We start from the raw sequence: 25014 nt of genomic DNA, 5'->3' as shown, positions 1-25014 counted from the left end.
CCTGCCCTACTGCTCATAGTTTTCGACGATATCGGGAGGGCGAACCCTCGCGTCATCGGGGTTCTTGCCCGCTGATCGCAGGGCTTGCCTCTGGCGGAGAAGGTCCCAGCACTGATCCAACTCGACCTTCATCTGTTGGAGCCGGCGCACTTCCTTGTCGCTGAGGTTTTCCCGTGTGTAAAGGCGTTCCTCCTCGTCGGTTAAATCCTTGATGTGTTTCAGTACCTGCCCGTCATCCATGGCGCATTCTCCTTTCTATTGGTTGATTTCCAAGACCGTGATCATCGACTCTTGATAAACGTTCCGTTCTGGAGCTCGGCATAGGCCTGACGCAGCTCCTCCTGCGTATTCATCACGATGGGACCGCGCCAGGCGACAGGCTCCTCGAGCGGCTGGCCGGACACCAGCAAGAATCTGATACCCTTCTCGCCGGCTTGAACCGTTACCTCGTCGCCCCTGTCGAAGAGCACGAGAGATCGATTTCCAGCCATTTCGTAGACCTCGCCGCCCGTCGAGCCGACGCGATCTGTTCTCACCGGCTGCGGCTTCGAGGCCGAAGCGAACCTGCCGTCGCCTTCAAAAACGTACGCGAACGCGTGGCGTGTCGTCTCCACGGGGAGTGTTTTCGACTTCCCCGGGGGAACCGCGATGTCGAGATACCGGGGATCCGCTGCGACACCCTCCACCGGGCCTGTCTTTCCCCAGAAATCTCCGGAAATAATCCGGGCCCTGGTACCATCGTCGTCCGTCACCTCCGGAATTTCCCCGGATGAAATATCCTGATAACGCGGCCGCGTCATTTTCAGCGACGAAGGAAGGTTCGCCCATAACTGAAATCCGTGCATCCGCCCGTGCGGATCTCCACGGGGCATTTCCTGATGGAGGATTCCGCTTCCCGCCGTCATCCATTGGATATCGCCTGCGCCCAGCTTCCCCTTGTTCCCCAGACTGTCCCCGTGGTTGACCTCCCCTGCGAGGACGTACGTAATAGTCTCAATTCCCCGATGCGGATGCCATGGAAAACCCGCAAGGTAGTCGGCGGGATTCTCATTCCGGAAATCATCCAACAGCAAGAACGGATCGAACTCCTCCGTCTGCCCGAACCCGAACGCCCGGCGCAAGTGCACTCCGGCCCCTTCGAGCGTGGGTTGAGCCTGGATGATCCGCTTGACAGGTCTGATCGACATCGTGAAGCCTCCTATAAAGTCCGCTTCGCCTCGTTCTCCTGATGCAAATGTTGGTTATTCCGGATCTGTTTGGCGACAAACGCCAGCGTCGTCTCCGCCACTTCCCGCCAACCATGGTCGATGGTGAGGGAGTGGCCGCGGCCCGGGATTTCATGAATTTCGGTCACACCGGGATTTTTCTCCTGTTGCTTGTAGGACGCGTGCGCGATCGCCCACGGCACGGTATGGTCGTACTCGCCTGAGACGATGAGCAACGGTCCGCGCTGCGGATTGCCGGTGTCGACCTGCGCCTCCGTCCAGGGGTTGAGATTGGCGGTCGCCGCCTGAAAGACCGTCACTCCCGAACCGGGAACCGAGTAGGTCTCGTACAATTGGTGGGCTTCATTTTCCTCCACCGCGTTCGCAAAAGAGTACCGGAACTGCTCGTACGTGAGCGGGACGGCGCGGGTATAGTTAAGAGGATTGCCGAGGACCGCCGATCCTGACTTGAGAGCTGAGAGCGGCAGGGGAAGAACTCCACGGAATGGCGCCGGGTCGATCGCGACGGTCACAGCCGCCACGCCCTCTCCCGCCAATCTCTGCGCGATCAGCCCGCCAAAAGAATGGCCGATCACTACGGGCTTCATTCTGAGCCGGCGTATCGCCCTTACATAGTGATCCGTAACCTGTTTTATCCGCTTGTGGGCAAAAACCTCCGGATCCTGCTTGGCCTCCTTGACGGTATCGGGGTCGTCGGGCCAACCCGGAGCGAGAGTGATGAAGCCCTTCTCTTCGAAGAGAGCCCGCCAGCGATCCCAACTGCTCGAAAGAAGCCAGAGTCCGTGCACGAACACAACCGGTTGCAAACCGGACTTGTTGGCACGATCGATTTCGTTCGTTTCTTTGGTCGTGAGAACTGTGGATAGGATAGCCATGAGTACCCCCTTTCCCTTGTTCGAACAACTATTCCTCTCTGAACGTCCCGAGAGGGCTTACATTTGTCATGGTCAGAGCCCGAACCAGCGGGAGCGCCGGCTCGATCCAAAATACCGCTTCTCCTCCACCAGGGCGGGCGAGGGTTCAAAAAAGGTCCCGGTCGGCTTCGGACCCGAGAAGAAATCCACATCGACGCGCCCGACCCGATCCCCGCCAAATTCGACATAGCAAGACCCGGCACCCTTATACTGAGACGAACCCCCTCCCCCGCGCGCTTCGGCAATGAGCGATGCCGCCACCACACGCGCGGCCCCTTCGGCAAACACCCCTGCTTTCGGCGTCCCGACGCTTGTCACGTCGCCCACCGCGTACACGCCCGGAAATTTTGTTCTAAGCGTCCTCTTGTCGACCGGAATCCATCCGTTTTCCGCCATGCCGCTCCGGAGGACGACGTCCGGCGCACAATGCTTCGGAATCCCGAGAAAGAGATCGTACGGCATCTCGCGCCCGTCGTCAAGGATGGCGACTTTTCGCGCGGGATCGAGCGAACTCACCTTGCGGTCGCCAACGTATGAAATCCCCCGCTCCGCAAACGCGGCAAGAAGCGCTTTGGAGGTGTCAGGGGACGGAGGGATGGGAATGCCGAAGGGCATCACGAGGCTGATCGTACAGGCGTCGCGAACTCCCCGCGTGGCAAGGTAGTCATGCAGCAACAGCGCCGCTTCACTCGGCGCCGGGGGACACTTGAACGGCGCCGATGTCACCCCCACAATGGCGTTCCCTTTCGTAAATCCCGGAAGAATCTTCCGCAAACGTTCGGCGCCGGCCATGGAGTAAAACTCGTTGCCCCCTTCGGCGAGCCCCGGTGTCGCGCCGGTATCATAGTCGGCTCCGAGCGCCACTACGAGCACATCGGCTTCATAGACATGTTGATCGGTCGTGACACGACGGGCCCCGGGATCGATCGCTGTGACGGATTCCCGGACAAAACGGACGCCCGGCTTTACGATGGCCCGGTACGGAATCCGGACGGCCTCGGCTTCCTTTCGGCCGAACAACACGTCGAGTTTCGAAAATCCGAAGTAGAACGAATCGCTCCTGTCGATAAGAGTAAGCTCCAGATCAACGGAGATCGCCTCCGACAAGAGGGCGGTGAGCTCGAGACCGCCGAACCCCGCACCCAGAACGACCACCCGTAATTTCATGGGCGGAGTTCTACGCGCCGGGTTGCTTTACTACCCGGAGGTAGGGTTTGACTGTCTTCCAGCCATCCGGGTATTTCTCCTTCGCCTCTGCATCGGAGACCGATCCGGCGATGATGACGTCTTCCCCCTGCCTCCAGTTTACGGGAGTCGAAACCTTGTGCTTGGAGGTCAGCTGCATCGAATCGAGGACGCGCAAAATCTCGTCGAAGTTGCGGCCCGTCGTCATCGGATAGGTCAGCGTCAGCTTGATTTTCTTGTCCGGTCCTACGATAAAGACGGAGCGCACGGTTTGATTCGTCACAGGCGTCCGCCCCTCCGAAGTGCCCGATTCCGTCGCAGGGAGCATGTCATAGAGTTTCGCGACCGCCAGATCGCGGTCACCGATCATCGGGTAGTTCACGGAGTACCCCTGCGTCTCCCTGATGTCTTTCTCCCATTCCTTGTGGCTTTCGACAGGATCGACGCTCAGTCCCATGACTTTGCAATTGCGTTTTGCAAACTCCGGCTCGAGCTTCGCCATGTACCCCAGCTCGGTCGTGCAGACCGGGGTAAAATCCTTCGGATGTGAAAAGAGAATTGCCCAGCCGTTGCCGATCCATTCGTGGAAATTGATGTTCCCCTGGGTTGTGGCGGCGGTGAAATTGGGCGCTTCATCGTTGATTCTCAGCGACATGACGGGTCCCTTCCTGATTATTGATTTTTGGTTTAAAGATACTCGACACTACTTTCGAAGGCTCGACGGATGGCAGAACAGGTGAACTCCCAAACTCAACAAATGATAATGAATCGGTCTGAATTATGCAAGAGGATCGAATCGTCGGGGGAGGCTGAGATTCGACTGCCGGACCAAAAGACCGCAGGCTAAAGCCTGCGGCTACCAAGCCCGAGAGAATGTCTTGTTCCCATGCTCTACGGCGCAACGAGGAGCCGGAGGCCTCGGTAGCCGCAACCTTCAGGTTGCGGGCTGTTGTAGGGGCGGGGCATGCCCCGCCCGGAAGCTCAGATGATGCGATGACCCTCTCGGGCGACGCATGCGTCGCCCCTACATCGAACAACCTGCCAAACCTTAATCGTCGAGTTTAACGCAGGCTAAAGCCTGCGTCTACAGATACCCCAGCCACCACTCGCTCCTCCGGGCTTTGAGTCCGGCAAACCATCTGCACGCATAAAAGAGAATCAGGATCGCTGCCGCCCAGACCAGATAGAGGAGCGGGAGACTCCAGGTGTAGCCGTCGGGAGGCGGCGGGTTTCCCATCGGATGGTTGGTGAAGAGCCAGGGGCTCACTTCGCCGGACCTGATCCAGGAAACGAGAAGCGCAAGAGCATGGATCAGCGGGATGTGGAGAAGATAGAAGAAAAACGGGACACGTCCGAACATCGTGAGCCATCGCGAAAAGGCGTTCCGGGCGCCTTCCACGAAGGGGATCAGCGCGATGGTCGGGCCGAGCGTCATCAGGAGGAACAGAAGCGACGCGGGGTACTTTGTCGTGTTCAGGAAGGCAAGAAACGGAGGCATCGGGGGCCCACCGTTGAATCCCTGAGCGGCGGGATTCCACGGGCGCGGGTCGCCATAGATGTTGAAACCGCGAAGCAGCACAAACAGCGCCGTCGCTCCGAGGCCGATGATCAGACAAACGCGGTTCCGATCCCGGGGCTCCCGCATGAGGATCTTTCCGAACGCAAATCCGGATGCCATGACCCCAATCCACGGGACGATGGAATAGAGAACGATGAGATTCGGACCGTTCTCTCCGAGCGTGACCGGTCCCGCAAAAAAAGAAAGGTACAGGATTTTCCAGAGCCCGCTGAAGCCGCTGTTGAGCATGGCGGGGGTCAGATCTCCCAGGTGCGGATCCAGAAGGTTATGGCATCCGATGATGAGTACTCCGATGATGCCGACGAGTTTGGGCGGCAGCTTCACCAGTCCCGCCATGAGGATCATGCACCATCCCAGGGCCCAAACGACACCCGCCATTTCGTAGTGCGCGAAATCGAAATTGAACGTCCAGGCGAGCCGGAGGAATGTCAGTTCGAGGAAGACGAGCCAACTGCCGCGAACCAGCAGGTGCTTTGAGAGATCGCCGTGCTTCCTCGCGTAGAAGAAGGCGCTCGTCCCCGCAAGGAAGAAGAATGCCGGGGCGCAGAAGTGCGTGACCCAACGGGTAAAGAAGACCCCGGGCACGGGGCCGCCCGCAGGGATTCCTGAAAAGACGCGAACATGATCGATCGCCATCAGGATCATCACTGCGCCGCGGATCAGGTCGATCGACCCGATGCGGGACGCTGTCTGGGCGGGTTGCTGTTCCTTGTCGGACATGTTGCCGGTGTCGTTGTTCTGGCGGGAAGGAAAATTCCCGATAAACTAATCAAAATCCCCACTATTATCAAGCAATCAAACGGAACCGGCTTATTCACGCAATAGTAACAATGGGGTCATATCCTGGTAACATAATATCCTAAATTGGAGAAGGATGAGCAGGCATCACAAGGTTCAGAAGAAACTGAAGCGCGAACTATTCGACACATTTGAAAGGATATTTTCTGGAGATCTTTGACAGAACCTGCCCTCTCCTCCCCTATGCCCCGTTCGGCCGGTCGCCCGCCGATGCGATCATCATTTCCGATTTGCACCTCGGCAGCTCTCTCTGCCAGGACAAACTCCTCATCGAGTTTCTCCAGGAGCTTCAGCACTCGGAGTTTCCTCCAACGCGACTGATTCTGAACGGAGATGTCTTCGATTCCATCGATTTTCGCCGGCTGAACAAACGCCATTGGAAAGTCCTCTCTTTGATTCGAAAATTATCGGACACGGTTCCCATCACATGGGTTTGCGGGAACCATGACGGACCGGCGGACCCGATCTCTCATCTCCTCGGAGTCGACGTAAGGGATGAATACACATTTATGAGCGGCGCGGCTTCCGTGCTGGTTCTCCATGGTCACCAGTTTGATGACTTTATCAGCATGTACCCGACGATCACACTCCTCGGGGACCTTCTGTACCGGTTGCTGCAGTGGATCGACCGGACCCACCGTTTCGCCCGGTTCGCGAAGAGCAACACAAAGGTGTTTCTCCGGTGCATCGAGAAGATCCGAGTCGAATCCGTCGCCTACGCAAGATCGAAGAACGCCCGAATCGTCTGCTGCGGGCATACTCATTTCGCCGAGCAAATGACGGAGGGCGGCGTCACCTATGTGAACGGGGGGTGCTGGACCGAATTCCCCCCAACCTATCTCAGTATCCGGAACGGGACCGTCCACCTCGGAATATACTCGCCTCCCCTCCGGCAAGAATCCGCTGAAACCTCCGACGCACCCGATTCCCCGAGGACGGGTCGGTCCCCTGAACTTGCCCTGAATTGACAATCTCACCCCAGGTTCCAGCTCCCCCCCGCACCCCTGACCAGCTGGAATTTTTTAATCGTCCCCGGCGTTTTCGATCTTGTGTCCTGTCGCACTGCTAACTGCTGAAGCCACAACTCAATCATCGGGCCGGGCCAGTCCGGATCAAGAGCTCCCGGACGGCCAGGCTCACAACAAGAAGGAGGTCCAATCATGCGATTCATGGTGATAGTCAAGGCCAACAAGGACTCCGAAGCGGGGGTTCTGCCCGACAAGAAGCTTCTTGCCGAAATGGGAAAGTTTAACGAGGAACTGGTGAAAGCCGGCGTCATGCTCGCGGGCGAGGGTCTGCATGCGAGTTCCAAAGGAGTGCGCGTCAGGTTTTCGGAAGGGAAGCAGACCGTCGTCGGTGGGCCGTTCGCCGAAACCAAAGATCTGGTGGCGGGTTTCTGGATATGGAAGGTGAAGTCGATGGATGAGGCGATCAACTGGCTCAAGCGCGCCCCGTTCGAAGAGACCGAAGTGGAAATCCGGCAGGTCTTCGAGGCGGAGGATTTCGGCGAAGAGTTCACCCCCGAACTGCGTCATCAGGAGGAGCGCCTACGCCTGGAAGTGGAGAAGCTCAACGGGAGATAGACATTTCCCCGTTATTTGTCATCCTGAGGGAGCGTAGCGACCGAAGGATCTGGCATTCTGGCTTTCAACTGGAGGGAGATCCTTCGCGGAGTTTACACTGAGCGAAGCGAATGTGCTCAGGATGACAAAATCAAAATGGGGAACTAACGATTACCCGGGCGGTTTGCCAATGAGCGGCATTCTGACTAAATTTACGCTCGTACTCACACGGCCGGAGGGATACCCCTCACCGTTCACCCGTAGCGTAGAGAAAGTGAGATGTGCATGCTCATATTCAATCACCCGGTATTTGCGCAATACCTTGATCCGGGGACAGGGAGCTATCTTTTTCAGCTGGCGATCGCGGGAGTCACCGCTCTTCTCTTCTTCTTCTCTCACAGGATAAAGGGATCCCTCTCGAGGTTTTTCAAGTACCTGAAAAGGAATAATGGAACGAAATAGTTCCTCCTTTCGGGACGAAGGGGGATATGTTTTCACCCACCAGGGAACCGTCTACCGCCATATCGACATCTCCTTCCAGGAGCAGTATGACTTTTTCCTGAGCTCGGGGTTGTATGAGACCCTGACCTCAAAGGGATTGTTGATCGGGCATCAGGAGGTGGATCTCAAGCAGTTCGACGTGATTCCCGGGCTCAACAACAGAGTCATTCGTCCTGAGCAGGTCGGGTTCATCAGCTTTCCCTTCGAATGGTCGTTCAATCAGCTGAAAGACGCCGCGCTGGCCACGCTTGAGATTCAGCGGCTTGCCATTCCGCGCGGCATGATTTTGAAAGACGCATCGGCGTTCAACATCCAGTTCGTCGATGGGAAACCCTGCCTCATCGATACGCTGTCGTTCATTCAAATCGGCGCCGAGATCAAACCGTGGGCCGCCTATAAGCAGTTTTGCGAGCAATTCCTGGTCCCCCTCGCGCTGATGAGTTACGTCGACGGCAGGTTGAATCTCCTCCTGAGGTCCTTCCTCGACGGCGTCCCGATCGATCTCGGGTCGGACCTCCTTCCCTTCAGGAGTTATTTCTCGCTCACACTCTTCATGCACGTCCATCTTCACTCAAGGTTCCACCGGAAGTACGCCAGCCGGGGGGCCGGAAAGGGAAAGGCCGTTCGGACTGTTTCCATCAATTCGCTCCTTGGGTTGACAGAGAGCCTCACGACAGCGGTCCTCCGCCTCAAACCTCCGAAAAAAACGACCCCATGGGCCGCATACTATAAGGACTCTAGCGACGAAGAATACCGGAGAACGAAGAGGGAAATTGTCGAAACGGCCATCACCGCCGTCAAGCCGAGGCTGGTATGGGATATCGGGGCAAATAACGGGGAATTCAGCCGGCTCTTCTCCGAAAAGCAAATCGAGGTGATTTCACTCGACGGGGACACCGGCTGCGTGGACGAGAATTACCGGATCGCCAGGGGCGGCAAGGACTCTCACATCCATCCCCTGTTTCTTAACATCGCCGACCCGTCGCCGGGTCTGGGATGGGCCAACGAAGAACGGCACTCCTTTCTCCGGCGAAGCGAACCGGATCTGATCGTCGCCTTCGCGGTCGTCCACCACCTCGCGATCTCGCAGAATATCAGCTTTGACCTGATCGCAAACCTCTGGAGCGGCCTCGCGGGCCACCTCCTGATTGAATTCCTGGAAAAGGATGATCCCCGCGTGGCCGAGCTTCTTTCGTTCAAGGAGAGAAGGCACGATGAGTATTCCGCCGCAAACTTTGAGGAGGCATTCGGCCGGCACTATCAAACTCTCGGGCAGTACCCGACCGGAACCGGGACGCGGGTCATCTACCTGATGAAATCACTGAAGAAGAAATAATCCTCGCTCCGTCTCAGTGAGAAAATTTCCTTCTCTTTTTCTTCTTCCCGGCGCGCTCGCGATCTATTCTGTCGTTCATTCGATCTTCTTCCGGCGCGGTTTGGATTCGCTGCGGCTCCCCACGATCGCGCTCACGGCGCTCGTCATTCTGATTTACGCGTACGGCCTCGTGCTGCTCTTCCGCCGGGCTCAGCCTCCCCTGAACCTTCTGTTCGCGTCGCTTGTCCTGACCATGACGCTCTTTTACGGCTACTTCCGGGACGAGGTGATAGGCAGCCCGGCGATCGCCTCCTTTGTCCGGAGTTACTTCTGGAACAAGAACAACACGTTCTTCATCCTCCTCGCGTTCCTCGTTTCGCTCGGAGCCGGCTGGATCTTCAAGTCCCGGCGTGAAGCATCCGCGAAGATCGGCACGTTTGCCCTGGTGTTCGTCTCGGCCCTGATGATCATGGATATCGTGGTGTACTATCAGGGCAGGCCCGGCGTGCATGTCATACCCCCCGAATACGCCGATACCATCCGCGCGGGGAAGGATAAGCCTGACGTCTATTTTCTGATTTTCGATTCCGAGACAAGCCCGAGCAGCCTCCGCCGGTACTGGGGCTATCAGAACGATTCGGTCCAACAGGCGCTCCGGCAGCGGGGGTTTTTCGTCGGCACGCATAACCGGTCGAACTATAATCTCACCCCCTATTCGATCGCATCGACGTTGAATATGAATTATCTGAGCGGGTACTCCGCCGATACGTTCGGCGAGGAGTTCCCCCAGTCGATCACGTCCGGGGTCATGAACATCTTCGCATCGAACGGATACACGGTCCACAATCTATCGTTCCTGACGGTCAACGGCCTGCCGAAGCTCGGTTCGGTGATTCAGTATACGATCTGGGACAAGACTCTTTTTTATTTCCTGGTCGACAGGGCGGCGAATTACACCTACACAACGTACAGGGCCCTTCACTCAAACCTCCTGGCAACGATGCTCGATTCCCTCGCGTTGCTCACCGGGCAGAAAAACGCGCCGCCCAAATTTGTGTACGCGCACTTTTTTGTCCCTCACACACCGGCCTTCATCGATGAGAAGGGAACCCTGAAACCATCGGGTGTCATGGATGCACAGGACATGGGGGGCTACCTCGGGCAGGCCGTTTACTCCCACCGGTTGATGCTTCGGCTCGCCGATACGATCAGGGAAGCATCGAACGGCGCCGCGATCATCATCATCCAGGGGGATCATGGCTACCGTTTTCTGGAGGGTCCGCAGAAGATGGCCGAGCAGTTCGACATTCTTTCGGCGTTCTACTTCCCGAACAGGGACTATTCCCTCCTGACCGATTCCACACGATCCGTGAACACGTTTCGAATCGTCTTTGATTCGGAGTTCGGGGCGAAACTCCCCCTGTTGAAGGATTCCTCCTTCAATGCGCTCAGTAAACTCTTGAACACACTCAGGTAAATGGGACGAATGACAAAATCGGCCGGCGCCAACCCGGGGCAACAATCGGACTCTTTCGCCCGTGAGGCCGGCAAGGTCTGGCTTGTTGCAGCCGACATGGGATACGGGCACCTCCGCGCGGTATATCCTTTGCAGGCGATCGCCCACGAGTCGATCATTACACTCGGGGTGAATGACGACTCGACCCCAAAAGAGAAAAAGCTCTGGAACAGGATGCTCGCGGTCCATACGAAATTCTCCCGCGCGACCGGAATACCGGGAATCGGAAAGTACCTCTTCAAGATTTTGAACCAGTTCCTTTACATCCCCTCGCTCTACCCGATCAGAAACCTGTCCGGAAGCACGTTCCAGGTGCGCATGCTCCTCTCCGCGATCCGCTCCGGACTCTGCACGGGAATACTGAACAAAGTCTCCGGGCACCCGCTGCCGCTGCTCACATCTTTTTATGCGCCGGCGATTGCGGCCGAGATGAGCGGAGTGCAGCCCATCTACTGTATCATTTGTGACGCCGATATCAATCGGGTCTGGGTCGCAAAGGACCCGTTGGAAAGCACGATCACGTACCTGGCCCCCTGCGGCAGGGCCGCGCAGCGGCTCCAAACCTACGGAGTCCCTTATGACCGCATCGTCCTCACGGGGTTTCCGCTTCCGGAACAACTTCTCGGGGGAAGAAACCTCCCGACTCTCAAGGCCGACCTCGGGCAACGGTTGCACTACCTCGACCCGAACAAGCGCTTCTGGCCGCTCCACGGAAGGAATGTGGAGTACATTCTCGGGAGTGAGGCTTGCGTTCACAGGCCGGACCGGACGCTGACGCTCACCTTTGCGGTCGGCGGGGCCGGGGCACAGAAGGAAATTGGCAGGGAGATCGCGCTGAGCCTGCGGAAGAAGCTGGAGGCGGGAGAGATCAGGCTGAAACTGGCGGCGGGATCGGTGCCGCTGGTCCGCGAATACTTCCGCGACGTACAGCGGCAACTCGGAGAAGCGGCCTCCCGGAACGTGGAGATTGTCTACGGCGACTCGTTCGAACAGTACTACTCGCTCTTCAACGAAGCGCTCCGCACCACGGATATCCTCTGGACGAAACCGAGCGAACTCTCATTCTATTGCGCCCTCGGGATTCCCCTCATCATCTCGCCCCCGATCGGCTCTCATGAGTACTTCAACCGGAAATGGCTGCTGGAGATTCAAGCTGGGATCAAGCAGGACGACCCCGCGTACACAGACCAATGGCTCTTCGACCTTCTCCGGAACGGGCGTTTCGCCGAAGCCGCCTGGTCCGGTTTTCTCAAAGCGCGAAAGCTCGGGACCTACAAGATCCAGGACGTCGTCCGGGAGGGAAAAATCAGCGAGGATCATTCTCCGTTGCTGCGATGAAATCGGGGTGAGGCGGCCCTAGGCATCGGTAGGCGCGACCTTCAGGTCGCGTGCACTTAAACGCAGGCTGAAGCCTGCGCCTACCGAATCTCCATAGAAATGATTGCGGACCAATATGGTCCTTACCCCGAACCCTCGTCCCCTGCCGCCAGGCGGTACCCGATGCCCGATTCGGTGAGCAGCAACCGCGGGCTCTCCGGATCATCTTCCAGCTTCTTGCGCAACTGGCCGACGTACACACGCGAGTACTGAGTCTCTTCCTCGAAGGTGGGTCCCCAGACTTGCTGGAGAATAAATCCGTGTGTGAGCACCCGGCCGGCGTTCCGCACGAACAAGGCGAGAAGAGAGTACTCGGTCGGGGTCAGCTTGATCACCTCGCCGTTTTTCTTCACGAGGCGCGCGGCAAGGTCCACCGAAAGTGAGCCGCTCGTAAAGACGGTCCCGGCCTCCGTCCTCTGGTTGTGGCGCAATGCAGACCGAAGCCGGGCCAGGAGCTCGCCGGTGCGGAAAGGTTTCGTGAGATAATCGTCCGCACCCGCGTCGAGCGCCGCGATGATATCCTGCTCCTGTGCGCGCACCGAAAGGATGAGGATCGGGAATTTTGCCCACTCCCGCAATTTCCGTAGAATCTGGAGGCCCTCCATATCCTGGAGCCCGAGGTCCAGGATAACTGCTTCCGGCCTGGACGTTGCGGCCTGCCGCAATCCATCCTCACCTGATTCCGCCAGATGGACCTTGAAGCCCGACGCCTCCAGCGTTATGCGCAGCAGGCGTCTCATCTGGACCTCGTCATCGATCACAAGGACCGGTACCGGCGTGGTCACGGCTGCTCTTCTCCACGCGGCCGTTCCAGCAGCGGCAAACGGATGGTGAACTCTGCCCCGCCCCCCTCCCTGTTCCCGACACTGAGTGCTCCGCCCTGCGCCTCCGTGAAGCCGCGCGCGATCGAGAGCCCGAGGCCGGTTCCTCCCGCCTTCGTCCCGGGGACGCGGTAAAACTTTTCGAAGAGCTTCGGCACAGCCTCCCGGGGAAGGCCGGGCCCGTTGTCGGAAATGATGATAACACACTCGCTTTCTCCCGCAAGGACGCGGACCCAAATCGATGATCCCGCAGGCGTGTACGATGCCGCATTATGAAGCAGGTTCACAAGCACCTGTTCCATCAGTCCGAAATCCACTTTCACCAGGGGGATTCCTGCCGGGATATCGATCGAAAGGGTGTGTCCGTTCAGTTCCGCGGCAAGTTTATCGGCAGCCGTATTGATCAGATCCCGCACCTCGCACCAGTCGAGCACCGGCGCCAGCCGCCCGGATTCGAGGCGGGTCATGTCGAGCAGATTTCCGATGAGCCGGTTCAGCCGTTGAGCCGCGGTATGGATCTCCCCCGCAAGTTCATTCCGGACGCCCGTCCGCTCCGATGTCCGCTCATCGAGAAGGCCCTCGGAGGCACTGACAATCGCGGCGATCGGCGTCCGCAATTCGTGGGAAATCGAATTGAACAACGTCTTATAGAGCCGTTCCGATTCCGCAATCGCGATCGATCGCTTCGCCATCTCGTTGAGCTGTTCCCGCTCGAGGGTGGAAGCCACCTGGCTGATAAAATTCTCCAGGAGGACCTCCTGTTCGATCGCAGGCGGATTCTGCTGGTTGAACCTGACTCCCACCACACCGAGCGGATACCGCGGTCCGGACATCGGATAGTAGATCGCCTGCGCGAACGGAAGCGTGTCGGTAAACTTCCCCGCTTTTTTCTCGTTCCAGTAGACCCATGCGGCGACTCCGAACTCTTTCTCGTCGACGGCGAAGCTGCTCGATTCGTGAGGCCTGGTAAAGATCTCGCCGTCAAGATCCGTAAGGAATATCGCGACATCGGCCTGAAAAAACCGCCGCAAATTGGAGACAGCCGCTTCGGCGACCTCAGTCTGGCTCGTCGCGTTCGCAAGGTCCTTCGTGAGCGAATAGAGGGCCTGGGTTCGTTCCTCCCTGCTCCGGACCGCCTTCTCCCGGGCCCGGACCCGCGCAGTGAGAGCTCCTGTCACCGCCGCGATCGCGAAGTAGGTCGCGAGCATGAGGATGTCCTGTCCCCGCGCCACCACGAAGGTGAAGCGGGGAGGGATGAAGAAAAAGTCCCAGACAAGCGCGCTCGCGCCGGCGGCGAGCAAAACGGGTCCGGCACCGAGCTTGAGCGGCAGGAGTGCGACGGTGAGCAAAAGGATCAGCGAGACCGTCTGATATCCGAGATACCCCGATAAGGGGTAGCAAAGGAGGCCGACCGCGCAGACCGCGGCGGCGGCGGCAAGGTATTGCAGGATCCCCGAGTGTAATTCAGGGATCCGGAACAAAGCGGGACGTTTCGGCGATTCGTTCTCGCCGCCGACGACATATACATCGAGCTCACCGCTTTGCTCGATGACCCTGTCGAGCAGATTCTTCCTGAAGGAGAACTGCTGTTGTGGTTTCCCGACCAGAATCTGCGTCGAATTCTGCTGCCGGGCCACTCTGACAAGCGCTCTGGCGACGTCCTCGTCGGCCGTCGTGATGATCTCCGCTCCGAGCTCCCTGGCCAGTTTGATGTTTTTCGCCAGCCTGGCCTTCGTAGCATCGGTCATCCGCGAGGAGCCCTCGACATAGACCGCGATCCAGGAGGCATCCATCGTATAGGCCATGCGCCGGCCCCACCGGATCAAGGTAGCGCTCTGGGGGCTGGGGCTGATCCCTACCAGCAGGCGCTGGCCGGATTTCCACGGCCCGGAGATGCGCTCCGTCCGCATATAATCGCGCAGCTGGTGATCGACCCTTTCGGCGGTCAACCGGAGCGACATCTCCCTGAGGGCGGTCAGAGTCCCCTTCCGGAAAAAATTTTCAATGGCCTGCTGGGAGCGCTCAGGCGTGTAGACCTTACCTTCGGAGAGCCGTTTCAAGAGGTCATCGGGAGGGATGTCGATGATTTCCACCTCGTCAGCCTGGTCGAAAATCGAGTCGGGGACCGTCTCCCTGACCGTCGTTCCGGTAATCTGCGCGACGGTGTCCGCACGGCTCTCGAGATGCTGGACATTCACCGTCGTGTAGACGTCAATTCCGCTTTCGAGGATCTCCTGCACATCCTGAAAACGCTTCGTGTGCCTGCTGCCCGGAGCATTCGTGTGTGCAAGCTCATCGACCAGCGCGAGACGTGGCTTGCGCGTGAGGATGGCGTCGAGATCCATTTCTTCGAGGATCGTGCCGCGGTAGGGATACGATTTTCTCGGAATCACCGGCAGGCCTGCGAGCAGGGCTTCGGTCTCCGGGCGTTTGTGCGTTTCCACATACCCGATGACGACGTCTATTCCCTTCGACTTCGCCTCATGCGCCGACTTGAGCATATCGTAGGTTTTGCCGACGCCTGCGGACATGCCGAAAAAGATCTTGAGACGCCCCTTTCCTTCCTCCGCCTCCTCCTTTTTCAGCGTGTTGAGAAGGGCATCGGGATCGGGACGGATATGGTCCTCAGCCTTCATGGCTCAAAATATACCAATTCCCGGCCTCATATTCATTGCGGGAAGAAGCTCAAAAACGAACGATTATCGAACCGATGATACGGTTTTCGCTCCTCACGAGGCCGGCGTCGGACCGCGCCGGCGCTCAGACTAATCGAAAGGCAACCAGCACCAGATCCACGAGTTTGATCCCCGCGAAGGGGGCGACCAACCCGCCGACACCGTAGATCAGAAGATGGCGGCGGAGCAACTTCACCGCGCTCACCGGCCGGTATTTCACTCCCTTCAATGCCAGTGGAATCAACGCGACGATGATCAGTGCATTGAAGATAACCGCGGAAAGGATCGCACTCTCGGGAGTGGCAAGCCCCATCACGTTCAACGCCCCCAGGGCCGGGTAGGTGGTGGCGAACGCAGCCGGAATGATCGCGAAGTACTTCGCGACATCGTTGGCGATGCTGAACGTGGTGAGCGTTCCCCGCGTCATGAGAAGCTGCTTTCCGATCTCGACGATCTCCATGAGCTTTGTGGGATTGCTGTCGAGATCGATCATGTTCGCCGCTTCGCGGGCGGACTGTGTCCCCGTGTTCATCGCCACGGCCACGTCCGCCTGCGCAAGAGCCGGTGCGTCGTTCGTACCGTCGCCGGTCATGGCGACGAGACGCCCGCCTTTCTGGTAATCGCGGATCAGCTTCAATTTATCTTCCGGCTTTGCTTCCGCGAGGAAGTCATCGACCCCGGCCTCTGCGGCGATGGCGGTTGCCGTGAGTGCGTTGTCGCCGGTGATCATCACCGTCCGAATCCCCATTCTACGGAGATGCGCGAACCGTTCCTTGATCCCGCCTTTGACGATATCCTTGAGGTGTATGACCCCGAGCACTTCCTTATTCTCCACCACCACGAGGGGTGTCGCCCCGATCCTGCTGATGTCCTGAACTGTCTGTTGAACAGCCGCAGGGAAGACCCCGCCCTGTTGCACGATAAATGTCTTGATCGCGTCGGCGGCTCCCTTTCGGATGATTCTCTTCCCGTTCAGCCCCTCCGGTTGAATGTCTGCCCCGCTCATGCGGGTCTGCGCGCTGAACGGGACGAACTGAGCCGCGATCTCATGAATATCACGGGCGCGCAGACCGTACTTCTCCTTCGCGAGCACGACAATCGACCTTCCTTCGGGAGTCTCATCGGCCAGTGAAGCAAGCTGGGCGCCGTCCGCAAGCCGCTCCTTCGAAATTCCGGGGGCGGGTGAAAATTCCGTCGCCATGCGGTTGCCGAGCGTGATCGTCCCGGTCTTGTCGAGGAGAAGTACATCGACATCGCCCGCGGCTTCGATGGCGCGCCCCGAGGTGGCGATCACGTTATGCCGGATCATCCGGTCCATGCCGGCGATGCCGATGGCGGAGAGGAGCCCTCCGATCGTGGTGGGAATCAGGCATACCAGGAGCGCCACCAGAACCGTGACGGTGATCGGCGATCCCTGCCCCGCCGAGGCGACGCTAAAGATCGAGAACGGCAGGAGCGTCACACAGACGACGAGGAAGATGATCGTAAAAGCCGCAAGAAGAATATTGAGGGCGATCTCGTTCGGAGTTTTCTGGCGTTTGGCGCCTTCGATGAGCTTGATCATTCTATCGAGGAATCCGCCACCGGGTTCCGCCGTAAGCCGGATCACCAGCCAGTCGGAGAGCACTCGAGTCCCTCCCGTGACCGCGCTCCTGTCGCCGCCCGATTCGCGAATGACCGGGGCGCTCTCACCCGTGATCGCGCTTTCGTCGACCGAGGCGACGCCCTCGATCACCTCGCCATCCGCAGGTATGGTGTCCCCCGCCTCCACGAGAAATACATCCCCCGTATGCAGGGCTGAAGCGGTGACGATCTCGTATGCGGCTCCGTGGACGGGCTGACTGAGTTTCTTGGCGGTGATATCCTTCCGCGCGCGCCGCAGGGCATCCGCCTGCGCCTTGCCGCGGCCTTCAGCCAGCGCCTCGGAGAAGTTTGCGAAGAGAACCGTGAACCAGAGCCAGAGGGAGACCCCTCCGATGTACCAGGCGGGGGCTTCGCCGCTCCCGGTCGACGCCTGAATCCAGAGCGCGCTCGTTAGAATGCTGCCGACCTCGACCACGAACATGACCGGATTGCGGACCATCAGGAACGGATTCAGCTTGACAAACGAATCGCCCAGCGCGCGCCGAAACATCTCCCCGGTTAACGCGATCGGCTTGTTTTTTAGCTGTTCGGATGTTGAAGAAGCCGCCATGTCAATATGCAATCATGAAATGTTCCACGATCGGGCCGAGCGCGAGTGCCGGCAGGAAGTTGAGAGCCCCGACGATGAGGACGACCGCAATCAGCCAGAAAATGAAAAGAGGGGTGTGAGTCGGAAGCGTTCCTTCGCTCGTGGGAACGAGTTTCTTCCTCACGAGTGAACCGGCAAGAGCAAGCGTTGGCACCGCGAGCCAGTATCGGCTGATCAACATCGCGATCCCCCCGGTGATGTTGTAATAGGGGGTATTCGCACTCACGCCCGCGAATGCGCTTCCGTTGTTGTTGCCCTCTGAAGTGAAGGCGTAGAGGATCTCGCTGAAGCCGTGCGGGCCCGGGTTGAGCATTGCCGCCTTCCCCGGGTCCGTGACGACGGCAAGGGCCGTCAGTCCGAGGACCGTCAGCGGCATGATGAGGATCAGGAGCGAGGCCATCTTCATTTCGTAGGCCTCGATCTTATGACCCAGGTACTCCGGTGTCCGGCCCACCAGCAATCCCGCGACGAACACCGCCACGATCACGAAGACCACCATCCCGTAGAGACCGGATCCGACGCCGCCGAGGACCACCTCCCCGAGCTGCATCATGACGAGCGCCATCAACCCCCCCATCGGGGTGAACGAATCATGCATGGAATTCACCGAACCGTTTGATGCGGCCGTTGTCGCGATTGCCCAGGTCGCGGAGTTCGCGATGCCAAACCGCACTTCCTTTCCCTCCATGTTTCCACCCGGGTTGATCGAGGTGGAGCGCTGCTCCACGTTGAGGGCCGCCAGTTTCGGGTTACCGGACGATTCGGCAGCGTGTGTCACAACTATGGCCGGGATGAGTATGATCAACATCGACGCGAGCACCGCCCACCCCTGCCGCGTGTCGCCCACCATGGAGCCGTACGTATAACAGAGCGCCGCGGCGATAAGCAGAATGGAGAGCATCTCGAGGAAATCCGTGAGGGGCGTCGGATTCTCAAAGGGATGCGCGGAATTGACGTTGAAGAATCCCCCGCCGTTCGTACCGAGCTGCTTGATCGCGATTTGAGAGGCGACAGGTCCGACAGGGATCACCTGCTGCGTGACGGCGGCTCCGGTCCCATCCACTGTTCGCTCGAGAAGCGGCACGGAGACCGGGGGGGAAAACGTCTGCACAACTCCCTGTGATACCAGGACCAGGGCCAGCACGACGGAAAGGGGGAGGAGAATGTAGAGGGTACTCCGGGTCATGTCGACCCAGAAATTCCCGAGCGTCTTGACGGAGTGACGGGAGATTCCCCGGATGAAAAGCGCCAGCACCGCCATCCCCGACGCCGCGGAGAGGAAATTCTGAACGGTCAGGGCGATCATCTGCGTCAGGTAGCTCATCGTCGTCTCGCCCCCGTATCCCTGCCAGTTCGTATTCGAGGCGAAGCTCACGGCCGTGTTGAAGGCAGAGTCGGGGGATACCGCCCCCAGACCCTGGGGGTTTATGGGAAGGAACTGCTGCAGGCGCTGTACTGCATAGACGACAATCAGCCCTGCGAAATTGAAGACGAGTAATGCAGCCGCGTTTTCCTTCCAGTCCATTTCCTTGTCGGGATCGATCCGCGAAAGCCGGTAGAGCAATCGCTCCAGAGGACCGAGAACCGGATCGAGAAATGTCCGCTCACGCCGGTACACCCTTGCCATGAAAGCGCCCAAGGGCTTGACAAGAAGGAGTAAGACGGCCAGGTAGATCACAATTTGTAAAACGCCGCTGAATGTCATTCGAATATCTCCGGCTTCAAGAGGGCCACAAATAGGTAGATCAGCAGTCCGAGGGAGATAATTCCGGAAATTATATAGAGCCAGCTCATGACCGGTCTCCCGACTTCTCTTCGCCGAGAAGATCGCATCCCTTCAGGAGGCCCCAGGTGAGCAGAAAGAACACGAGTACGATGCCGATATAGAGGATGTCCATGGTTATTTCACCTCCGGGAGAGAACGGATTTCATCCAATGCAAAGTTCAGTCGCAACACGTTTACACGTGGTTCGCCGAGAAATCCAAACTGTCTCCATTCCGTGTACCGGTCGACCAGGGATCGAATTCTATCTTCGGTCATTCCCCGGACTCTCGCCACACGGGGAAGCTGGTAGAGCGCAGCAGCCACGCTGATGTGCGGGTCGAGACCGCTTCCCGAAGCGGTCACAAGGTCGACCGGGATGGGCCGGTCGTTCTCGGGGTCGGCGCGTTTCAAATCCTCTATGCGTTTCCTGACCCCGGCCAGGAGTGCCGGGTTCAGCGGCCCGTAATTTGATCCGGTCGAGGCGCCGGCGTTGTAGGGGAAGGGGCTCGTCGCCGAAGGACGGGGCCAGAAATACTTCGGATCACTGAACGCCTGGCCGATGAGCTCCGAGCCGATCGCCTTCCCACCCCTCGAGATGAGACTTCCGTTTGCCGTTTCCGGGAATACAAGTTGTGCGACCGCAGTGATGAGAAGCGGATAGGCGAGCCCTGTAAGGATCGTAAACAGGACGATCAGGATGATCGCGGGACGAAGTTGCTTCAGAATCAACATATGAAGCTCAAGACGGTTTCTCCGGATTTTTGATGGTCATAATATGGGACGGGGCGAACGGAAAAGAAATGAAGAAGCCGTAAAATGAGGGCGCGGGGGTATAAGGATGGTATAAAGATCTTGGCCAAATGCCGATCCGGATGAGAATGACGGGGCGGGCGGACATTCCGATTTAATGATTTCTTAACCCCCGCATCATCACTCCGTAACAACTGGGGGGTATCTTCCTGCGCCGTTCCTTGGGACTTGAGCCTCACCCGAAAATCTGCTATCTTACCACCGACCGATCGCAAAATTCATTAATGCCCAGAGGTTCCAGAGTGCCAGGGGGAGCAGCCTCACTTCGAATCGACCCGGAAGCAAGCCTGCGGATTTGCCTGAAACAGATTCTTGGCGCGTATTATCAATCCTTGCAATCATTGATCGGGCCCTCTGCCGAGGGAACCGACGCCGAAGCGCTCCACGATCTCCGGACAAACGCGCGCAGGATTCAGACGCTCCTTCAGTTGTTTCACAGCTGTTTCAGCGGAAAGAAGGCCGGGGGACAGGCTCAATCAATCCGCTCCCTGATCAGAGCGGCCGGAAGGGTGAGAGAGATGGACGTGTTTCTCTCCCTGCTCAAAGACCGGCGGGGATCGTTTTCCGGATCAGACCGGTCCGCCCTGGATCTGATCGCGGCGCGAACACTCCGCCGGCAAACGGACGAACGGCGTCGACTCGTCCGCCGGCTCAAGAGATTCGAATCGGCGCAGGCCGGCCGGGATCTGCGTAAATTCCTGGCTTCCATCTGAAGCCGAGACCACAGCAGAGTTTTCGATCCAACGGGCGAAGGCTGTTGCCGGTTCTTCTGCGGCGTTTTTTTGCGGGGAGCAATCTGGTCCTCCGCAACCCCGACAATGCCCGGGAATTGCACGACATGCGCCTGGAGGGTAAGCGGCTCCGATTCGCCATGGAAGCGTTCGCCCCTGCCTTCGGGAAAGCGTTCGCGCGGTCGCTGAAGGAGATTCGGGACATCCTCCGGCTGATGGGGTTGATACATGATTGCGACGTATCGATCGGGATCCTGGCGGATTTCCTCAGGGAATTCGAGATCTTTAATTCGATGCAAAGCGCGGATGAACCGGCGCTCGCGTTGCGGCCCCTGCGCGAGCTTCTCTCCGGTCAGCGGGCCCTGAGGCTTGAATTGTTCGCCCGGCTGCGCGCCGCGCTGAAACAACGGGAAATCTCAGCGCTTCGCAAACGGTTCGAGAAAGCCCTCGATTCAAAATAGCGCCGCCCGAAGCCATTCCATCACGTTCAACAAATCGCCGATAAGCCCGATGCGTCTTCACCTCTTGCGGCATGCGATCGCAGTTCCCCGGGCGGGAACCCACTATCCCAACGACGACCGGCCGCTCACGGAGGATGGAAGAAAAAAGATGCGGAAGGCCGCCGGGGGGATCGCTGCGGCAATCGGGACGGTTGACATTATTTTCTCAAGCCCCCTCAAACGCGCCCTCGATACCGCGAGGATCGCAGCCAAAGAGCTCGGCCTTGCGGGGAAGATTACAATTCTGGAGGAACTCCTGCCCGGGCGGGAGCCCGGGATGCTCGTGAACGCCCTCCTCCTCGGGCGGCAAAAGGAGTCTCTCTTGATCGTGGGGCATGAACCTGATCTCGGGGTGTTTGCTTCCACGCTCCTGGGCTCACCCGCACTCTCCATCGTGTTCAAGAAGGGCGGGCTCTGCAGAATCGACGTGGATGAACTCCGGACCGGTTCCACCGGTCGTTTGATCTATCACCTCACACCAAAACAGCTTCGATTACTATCACCGGCTAAACAGCATGACAGGACAAAGCCTCTTCAGAAACCACCCTTATCCGGGCCGTCTCATCGTCGTCGAAGGAATCGACGGGTCGGGTAAGTCGACACAGCTCCAGCTGCTTCACAAATGGCTCTCGAGCCAGCGTTACCGCGCCTTTCTCACGGAGTGGAACTCCTCGGCGCTGGTGAAGCAGACGATCAAGCTGGGGAAGAAGAAAAATCTCCTCACCCCCACCACCTTCAGCATCCTCCATGCCACGGACTTTGCCGACCGCCTCGCGCATTTGATCATTCCGCCTTTGAAGGCGGGGATGATCGTCCTGGCCGACCGGTATGTCTACACGGCCTTCGCGAGGGATGTCGTTCGGGGTGTTCACCCGGAGTGGGTCAGAAACCTCTACGGCTTTGCGGCAAAACCCGACCTGGCCATCTACTTCAAGGTGCCGATCGAAGTCTCCCTCAGCCGGATCCTGAACGGCCGCATCAATCTTAAATTTCACGAGGCGGGAATGGACCTCGGCCTCAGCGGCGATCCGAGTGAAAGTTTTCGGATGTTTCAGAGCAAGATCCTTGAGGAATACGACACCATGTCCGCCGAGTACAATCTCCAGGTCATCGACGCAACCAGGCCGATCCAGGAGCAGCAGGCGATAGTTCGGGCGATGACCAAAGCCGTGCTGAGGAAGTACAAACCCGCCCCCTATCTGCAAAAAAAGGAGAATATCTATGTCAAATAAGGGCCCCTTTTTCGGTGAAGGCCTTCCGTATGTCGATGTGAGCGCCATGAAAGGGAAACTCATCGTCATCGAAGGCACAGACGGCGTCGGCCGCTCCACCCAGATCGAAGATATCAAGAAGTGGCTCGAGGTGAAAGGCTACGGGGTGATCACCACCGGATGGACCCGGTCCCCCCTCCTCGGGAGCACGATCGTAAAGGCGAAGGCGGGCCATACGCTCAACGTCAACACGTATTGCCTCCTCTATGCCGCGGACTTCGCAGATCGATTGGAGAACGAGATCATCCCGGCCCTGAATTCCGGCTTCATCGTTCTTGCCGACCGGTACGTCTACACGGCGTTTGCCCGCGCGACGGTCAGGGGAGCGGACCGGACGTGGATCCGAAAGGTGTTCGGATTTGCCCTGAAACCGGATGCGGTCTTTTACATGCAGATCGGGATCGAAGACCTTATTCCGAGAGTCATCAATAGCGAAACGCTTTCGAAACGCTACTGGGACGAGGGCCTGGGAGAGGGACTCAAGTACTGGGAATCGGGAATGGATCTGAAGCTCGGTGAGGACTTTTATGACAGCTTCATCGCATACCAGAAATGGATTCTCCGGGAATTTTCCCGCATGTCCAGGAGTTTTGGGTTCGTCGAAGTAGACGCGTCGCGGAACTTTCACGAAACAAACAGCGCCTTGAAGGCCGGCATCACTTCCGTCCTCTCCCGTGGCTAGCAGGAACCGGAACCTCGCCGCCATCGACGTCGGGACAAACTCGATCCACCTGATCGTCGTGCGTGTGGACACGCGCACCGGAAGGTTCAAGATCATCGACAGGGAAAAAGACGTCGTCCGGCTGGGCAAGGGTTCGTCCGATATGAAATACTTATCCCGCCCCGCCATCCGGCGCGGCCTTGAGACTCTGAGCAGGTTCAAACGCGTGGCGGACGGGGCAAGAGCCACGGTCAGAGCGGTCGGAACAAGCGCGATCCGGGAGGCGATCAACAGGGATAAATTCCTTCTGATGGTAAAGGCGAAGACGGGAATTACCATCGAGATCGCTTCCGGCGTCGAGGAGGCGAGGCTCATTTACCTCGGAATTCTCCAGGCGCTTCCCCTGTATCAGGAGAAAGTGCTGCTGATCGATATCGGGGGAGGAAGCACCGAATTTCTCCTCGGGAAGAAGGGCCAGGTCCTCTATGACAACAGTCTCAAGCTGGGCGCGGTGAGACTGACGGCGCGCTTTTTCAAGCACGGAAACTACTCGGCCAAGACCGTGAAGCAGTGCCGGATTTACATTCTGGGAATGCTGAATCCCATCGCCCGGCAACTGCGCAACCTTGACCGCCAGACCGTCGTCGGAACCTCGGGGACGATCCAGGCAGTCGCCAGCCTGATCCGGACGGGACAGAAGGACGAAGGAGTGACGAACCTGAACGGGTTCTCCTTCACACGCGACGATCTCCGGGCGGCGGTGGAACGGATCCTCGATGCGGCCGTCCATGATTCGATGGAAGAGCTCCAGGAATTCGATCCCTCGCGGCGGGACATCATCGTGGCGGGAGCGCTCATTCTTGAGCAGCTCTTTAAGGAGCTTGATCTCAAGGAGATGACAGTTTCGGAGTACGGCCTGCGCGAGGGAATCGTGATGGATACGATCGAAAACAAATACCTGCGCGCCGAATCATCCCCCGACGACCTCCGCCGTGAAAGCATCCGCCACCTCGGAGAGACGCTCGCGGTGGAAAAAGCCCACACGCAACATGTCGCGCAGCTGGCCCTCCGGATTTTTGACCAGACCAAGTCCCTGCACGGGCTTGGAGCGCCCGAGAGGGAATTCCTGGAAGCGGCGGCCCTGCTTCACGAGGTCGGACTCTACGTCTCCCACAGCCAGCACCACCGGCACTCGTACTATCTGATCAAGAATGCCGACCTGCTCGGTTATACCGAGGACGAAAAGGCGATCATCGCCAACGTCGCCCGTTACCACAGGAAAAGTCATCCGAAACCGAAACATGAAAACTTTCAGACCCTGTCCGGGGAACAGAGGCGGATTGTCGTGAAGCTCGCCGCAATCCTCCGCATCGCGGACGGGCTGGATCGAAGTCACGCCGGAGCTGTGGAGGACATCCGCTGCCGCCGGACGAAGGACAAGGTGACGTTCCATCTGAAACGGTTTGAAGGCCTCCCGGTGGAAATGGAAATCTGGGGGGCGGAACACAAGAAGGGATTATTCGAGAAGACCTTTGACGTGGAGGTCCGCTTTACAGACCGTTGAGGGGGACGCT

Annotated in this window: 24 protein-coding genes; 11 read left to right on the top strand and 13 right to left on the bottom strand. The window is 58.5% G+C overall.

Going from position 1 to position 25014, the window contains the following annotated elements:
• Positions 1–6: 6 nt before the first annotated feature.
• The 6 genes from VI215_04610 to VI215_04585 all read right to left on the bottom strand — a co-directional run bounded on the left by VI215_04610 (position 7) and on the right by VI215_04585 (position 5624).
• A complete protein-coding gene (locus VI215_04610; protein HEY6191592.1) occupies positions 7–240 on the bottom strand; it encodes a DUF2630 family protein in 234 nt (77 codons plus the stop codon).
• Between the two features lie 41 nt (positions 241–281).
• The gene (locus VI215_04605) at positions 282–1187 is read right to left on the bottom strand and encodes a pirin family protein (protein ID HEY6191591.1); all 906 of its coding nucleotides are present in this window, start codon (positions 1185–1187) and stop codon (positions 282–284) included.
• An 11-nt stretch (positions 1188–1198) separates the two neighbouring features.
• Complete coding sequence (locus VI215_04600) at positions 1199–2101, bottom strand: alpha/beta hydrolase (protein ID HEY6191590.1); 903 nt, start codon at positions 2099–2101, stop codon at positions 1199–1201.
• Between the two features lie 72 nt (positions 2102–2173).
• The gene (locus VI215_04595) at positions 2174–3307 is read right to left on the bottom strand and encodes an FAD-dependent oxidoreductase (GenBank protein ID HEY6191589.1); all 1134 of its coding nucleotides are present in this window, start codon (positions 3305–3307) and stop codon (positions 2174–2176) included.
• A gap of 10 nt (positions 3308–3317) precedes the next feature.
• A complete protein-coding gene (locus VI215_04590; protein ID HEY6191588.1) occupies positions 3318–3980 on the bottom strand; it encodes a peroxiredoxin in 663 nt (220 codons plus the stop codon).
• A gap of 429 nt (positions 3981–4409) precedes the next feature.
• Positions 4410–5624: a heparan-alpha-glucosaminide N-acetyltransferase domain-containing protein gene (locus VI215_04585; protein ID HEY6191587.1), complete on the bottom strand. Its 1215-nt coding sequence runs from the start codon at positions 5622–5624 to the stop codon at positions 4410–4412.
• 209 nt (positions 5625–5833) lie between these two features.
• Here VI215_04585 and VI215_04580 point away from each other — a divergent pair, with 209 nt between their 5' ends.
• From VI215_04580 to VI215_04560, 5 genes are all read left to right on the top strand, one after another.
• On the top strand, positions 5834–6670 hold the full coding sequence (locus VI215_04580; protein HEY6191586.1) for a UDP-2,3-diacylglucosamine diphosphatase: 837 nt from the start codon (positions 5834–5836) through the stop codon (positions 6668–6670).
• Between the two features lie 192 nt (positions 6671–6862).
• Positions 6863–7285: a YciI family protein gene (locus tag VI215_04575; GenBank protein ID HEY6191585.1), complete on the top strand. Its 423-nt coding sequence runs from the start codon at positions 6863–6865 to the stop codon at positions 7283–7285.
• A 427-nt stretch (positions 7286–7712) separates the two neighbouring features.
• Entirely contained in the window at positions 7713–9101 is a 1389-nt protein-coding gene (locus VI215_04570; protein HEY6191584.1) for an SAM-dependent methyltransferase, read from the top strand.
• Positions 9102–9117: 16 nt separating this feature from the next.
• Positions 9118–10557 (top strand): sulfatase-like hydrolase/transferase, encoded by a 1440-nt coding sequence (locus VI215_04565; GenBank protein ID HEY6191583.1) that lies wholly within the window; start codon positions 9118–9120, stop codon positions 10555–10557.
• A gap of 9 nt (positions 10558–10566) precedes the next feature.
• Complete coding sequence (locus VI215_04560; protein ID HEY6191582.1) at positions 10567–11934, top strand: hypothetical protein; 1368 nt, start codon at positions 10567–10569, stop codon at positions 11932–11934.
• A 122-nt stretch (positions 11935–12056) separates the two neighbouring features.
• On the opposite strand, the gene VI215_04555 is transcribed toward VI215_04560, so the two are convergent.
• From VI215_04555 to kdpC, 7 genes are all read right to left on the bottom strand, one after another.
• A complete protein-coding gene (locus VI215_04555; GenBank protein ID HEY6191581.1) occupies positions 12057–12758 on the bottom strand; it encodes a response regulator in 702 nt (233 codons plus the stop codon).
• Positions 12755–15430, bottom strand: coding sequence for a sensor histidine kinase KdpD (locus VI215_04550; GenBank protein HEY6191580.1), 2676 nt, complete (start codon positions 15428–15430; stop codon positions 12755–12757). The genes VI215_04555 and VI215_04550 overlap by 4 nt, the downstream gene beginning before the upstream one ends.
• A 124-nt stretch (positions 15431–15554) precedes the next feature.
• On the bottom strand, positions 15555–17603 hold the full coding sequence (gene kdpB / locus VI215_04545) for a potassium-transporting ATPase subunit KdpB (protein ID HEY6191579.1): 2049 nt from the start codon (positions 17601–17603) through the stop codon (positions 15555–15557).
• A gap of 61 nt (positions 17604–17664) precedes the next feature.
• The gene (kdpA, locus tag VI215_04540; GenBank protein HEY6191578.1) at positions 17665–19407 is read right to left on the bottom strand and encodes a potassium-transporting ATPase subunit KdpA; all 1743 of its coding nucleotides are present in this window, start codon (positions 19405–19407) and stop codon (positions 17665–17667) included.
• Positions 19404–19496 (bottom strand): K(+)-transporting ATPase subunit F, encoded by a 93-nt coding sequence (kdpF, locus tag VI215_04535; protein HEY6191577.1) that lies wholly within the window; start codon positions 19494–19496, stop codon positions 19404–19406. The genes kdpA and kdpF overlap by 4 nt, the downstream gene beginning before the upstream one ends.
• Entirely contained in the window at positions 19493–19600 is a 108-nt protein-coding gene (locus VI215_04530) for a potassium ABC transporter ATPase (protein HEY6191576.1), read from the bottom strand. The genes kdpF and VI215_04530 overlap by 4 nt, the downstream gene beginning before the upstream one ends.
• A gap of 2 nt (positions 19601–19602) precedes the next feature.
• On the bottom strand, positions 19603–20193 hold the full coding sequence (kdpC, locus tag VI215_04525; protein HEY6191575.1) for a potassium-transporting ATPase subunit KdpC: 591 nt from the start codon (positions 20191–20193) through the stop codon (positions 19603–19605).
• 425 nt (positions 20194–20618) lie between these two features.
• Here kdpC and VI215_04520 point away from each other — a divergent pair, with 425 nt between their 5' ends.
• The 6 genes from VI215_04520 to VI215_04495 are packed head-to-tail and all read left to right on the top strand — an operon-like array spanning position 20619 to position 25004.
• A complete protein-coding gene (locus VI215_04520) occupies positions 20619–20990 on the top strand; it encodes a CHAD domain-containing protein (protein ID HEY6191574.1) in 372 nt (123 codons plus the stop codon).
• A 44-nt stretch (positions 20991–21034) separates the two neighbouring features.
• Positions 21035–21469, top strand: a complete 435-nt coding sequence (locus VI215_04515) for a CHAD domain-containing protein (protein HEY6191573.1) — start codon at positions 21035–21037, stop codon at positions 21467–21469.
• Between the two features lie 49 nt (positions 21470–21518).
• Positions 21519–22103, top strand: coding sequence for a phosphohistidine phosphatase SixA (gene sixA / locus VI215_04510; GenBank protein HEY6191572.1), 585 nt, complete (start codon positions 21519–21521; stop codon positions 22101–22103).
• A complete protein-coding gene (tmk, locus tag VI215_04505) occupies positions 22024–22740 on the top strand; it encodes a dTMP kinase (protein ID HEY6191571.1) in 717 nt (238 codons plus the stop codon). The genes sixA and tmk overlap by 80 nt, the downstream gene beginning before the upstream one ends.
• Positions 22730–23461: a thymidylate kinase gene (locus tag VI215_04500; GenBank protein HEY6191570.1), complete on the top strand. Its 732-nt coding sequence runs from the start codon at positions 22730–22732 to the stop codon at positions 23459–23461. The genes tmk and VI215_04500 overlap by 11 nt, the downstream gene beginning before the upstream one ends.
• Positions 23454–25004 (top strand): Ppx/GppA phosphatase family protein, encoded by a 1551-nt coding sequence (locus VI215_04495; GenBank protein HEY6191569.1) that lies wholly within the window; start codon positions 23454–23456, stop codon positions 25002–25004. The genes VI215_04500 and VI215_04495 overlap by 8 nt, the downstream gene beginning before the upstream one ends.
• Positions 25005–25014: the final 10 nt, after the last annotated feature.

The organism is Bacteroidota bacterium (assembly GCA_036522515.1).
Classification (GTDB): Bacteria; Bacteroidota; Ignavibacteria; order UBA10030; family SZUA-254; genus VBOC01.
Note: the sequence above shows the minus strand (reverse complement) of the source record. Positions and strands in the feature narration are given on the sequence as shown.

What these genes read in the sequence shown, in the direction of transcription:
- VI215_04610 (HEY6191592.1), bottom strand. Translation starts at nt 240, where the DNA reads ATGGATGACGGGCAGGTACTGAAACACATCAAGGATTTAACCGACGAG.
- VI215_04605 (HEY6191591.1), bottom strand. Translation starts at nt 1,187, where the DNA reads ATGTCGATCAGACCTGTCAAGCGGATCATCCAGGCTCAACCCACGCTC.
- VI215_04600 (HEY6191590.1), bottom strand. Translation starts at nt 2,101, where the DNA reads ATGGCTATCCTATCCACAGTTCTCACGACCAAAGAAACGAACGAAATC.
- VI215_04595 (HEY6191589.1), bottom strand. Translation starts at nt 3,307, where the DNA reads ATGAAATTACGGGTGGTCGTTCTGGGTGCGGGGTTCGGCGGTCTCGAG.
- VI215_04590 (HEY6191588.1), bottom strand. Translation starts at nt 3,980, where the DNA reads ATGTCGCTGAGAATCAACGATGAAGCGCCCAATTTCACCGCCGCCACA.
- VI215_04585 (HEY6191587.1), bottom strand. Translation starts at nt 5,624, where the DNA reads ATGTCCGACAAGGAACAGCAACCCGCCCAGACAGCGTCCCGCATCGGG.
- VI215_04575 (HEY6191585.1), top strand. Translation starts at nt 6,863, where the DNA reads ATGCGATTCATGGTGATAGTCAAGGCCAACAAGGACTCCGAAGCGGGG.
- VI215_04570 (HEY6191584.1), top strand. Translation starts at nt 7,713, where the DNA reads ATGGAACGAAATAGTTCCTCCTTTCGGGACGAAGGGGGATATGTTTTC.
- VI215_04560 (HEY6191582.1), top strand. Translation starts at nt 10,567, where the DNA reads ATGACAAAATCGGCCGGCGCCAACCCGGGGCAACAATCGGACTCTTTC.
- VI215_04550 (HEY6191580.1), bottom strand. Translation starts at nt 15,430, where the DNA reads ATGAAGGCTGAGGACCATATCCGTCCCGATCCCGATGCCCTTCTCAAC.
- kdpB (HEY6191579.1), bottom strand. Translation starts at nt 17,603, where the DNA reads ATGTTTCGGCGCGCGCTGGGCGATTCGTTTGTCAAGCTGAATCCGTTC.
- kdpA (HEY6191578.1), bottom strand. Translation starts at nt 19,407, where the DNA reads ATGACATTCAGCGGCGTTTTACAAATTGTGATCTACCTGGCCGTCTTA.
- kdpF (HEY6191577.1), bottom strand. Translation starts at nt 19,496, where the DNA reads ATGAGCTGGCTCTATATAATTTCCGGAATTATCTCCCTCGGACTGCTG.
- VI215_04530 (HEY6191576.1), bottom strand. Translation starts at nt 19,600, where the DNA reads ATGGACATCCTCTATATCGGCATCGTACTCGTGTTCTTTCTGCTCACC.
- sixA (HEY6191572.1), top strand. Translation starts at nt 21,519, where the DNA reads ATGCGTCTTCACCTCTTGCGGCATGCGATCGCAGTTCCCCGGGCGGGA.
- tmk (HEY6191571.1), top strand. Translation starts at nt 22,024, where the DNA reads ATGACAGGACAAAGCCTCTTCAGAAACCACCCTTATCCGGGCCGTCTC.
- VI215_04500 (HEY6191570.1), top strand. Translation starts at nt 22,730, where the DNA reads ATGTCAAATAAGGGCCCCTTTTTCGGTGAAGGCCTTCCGTATGTCGAT.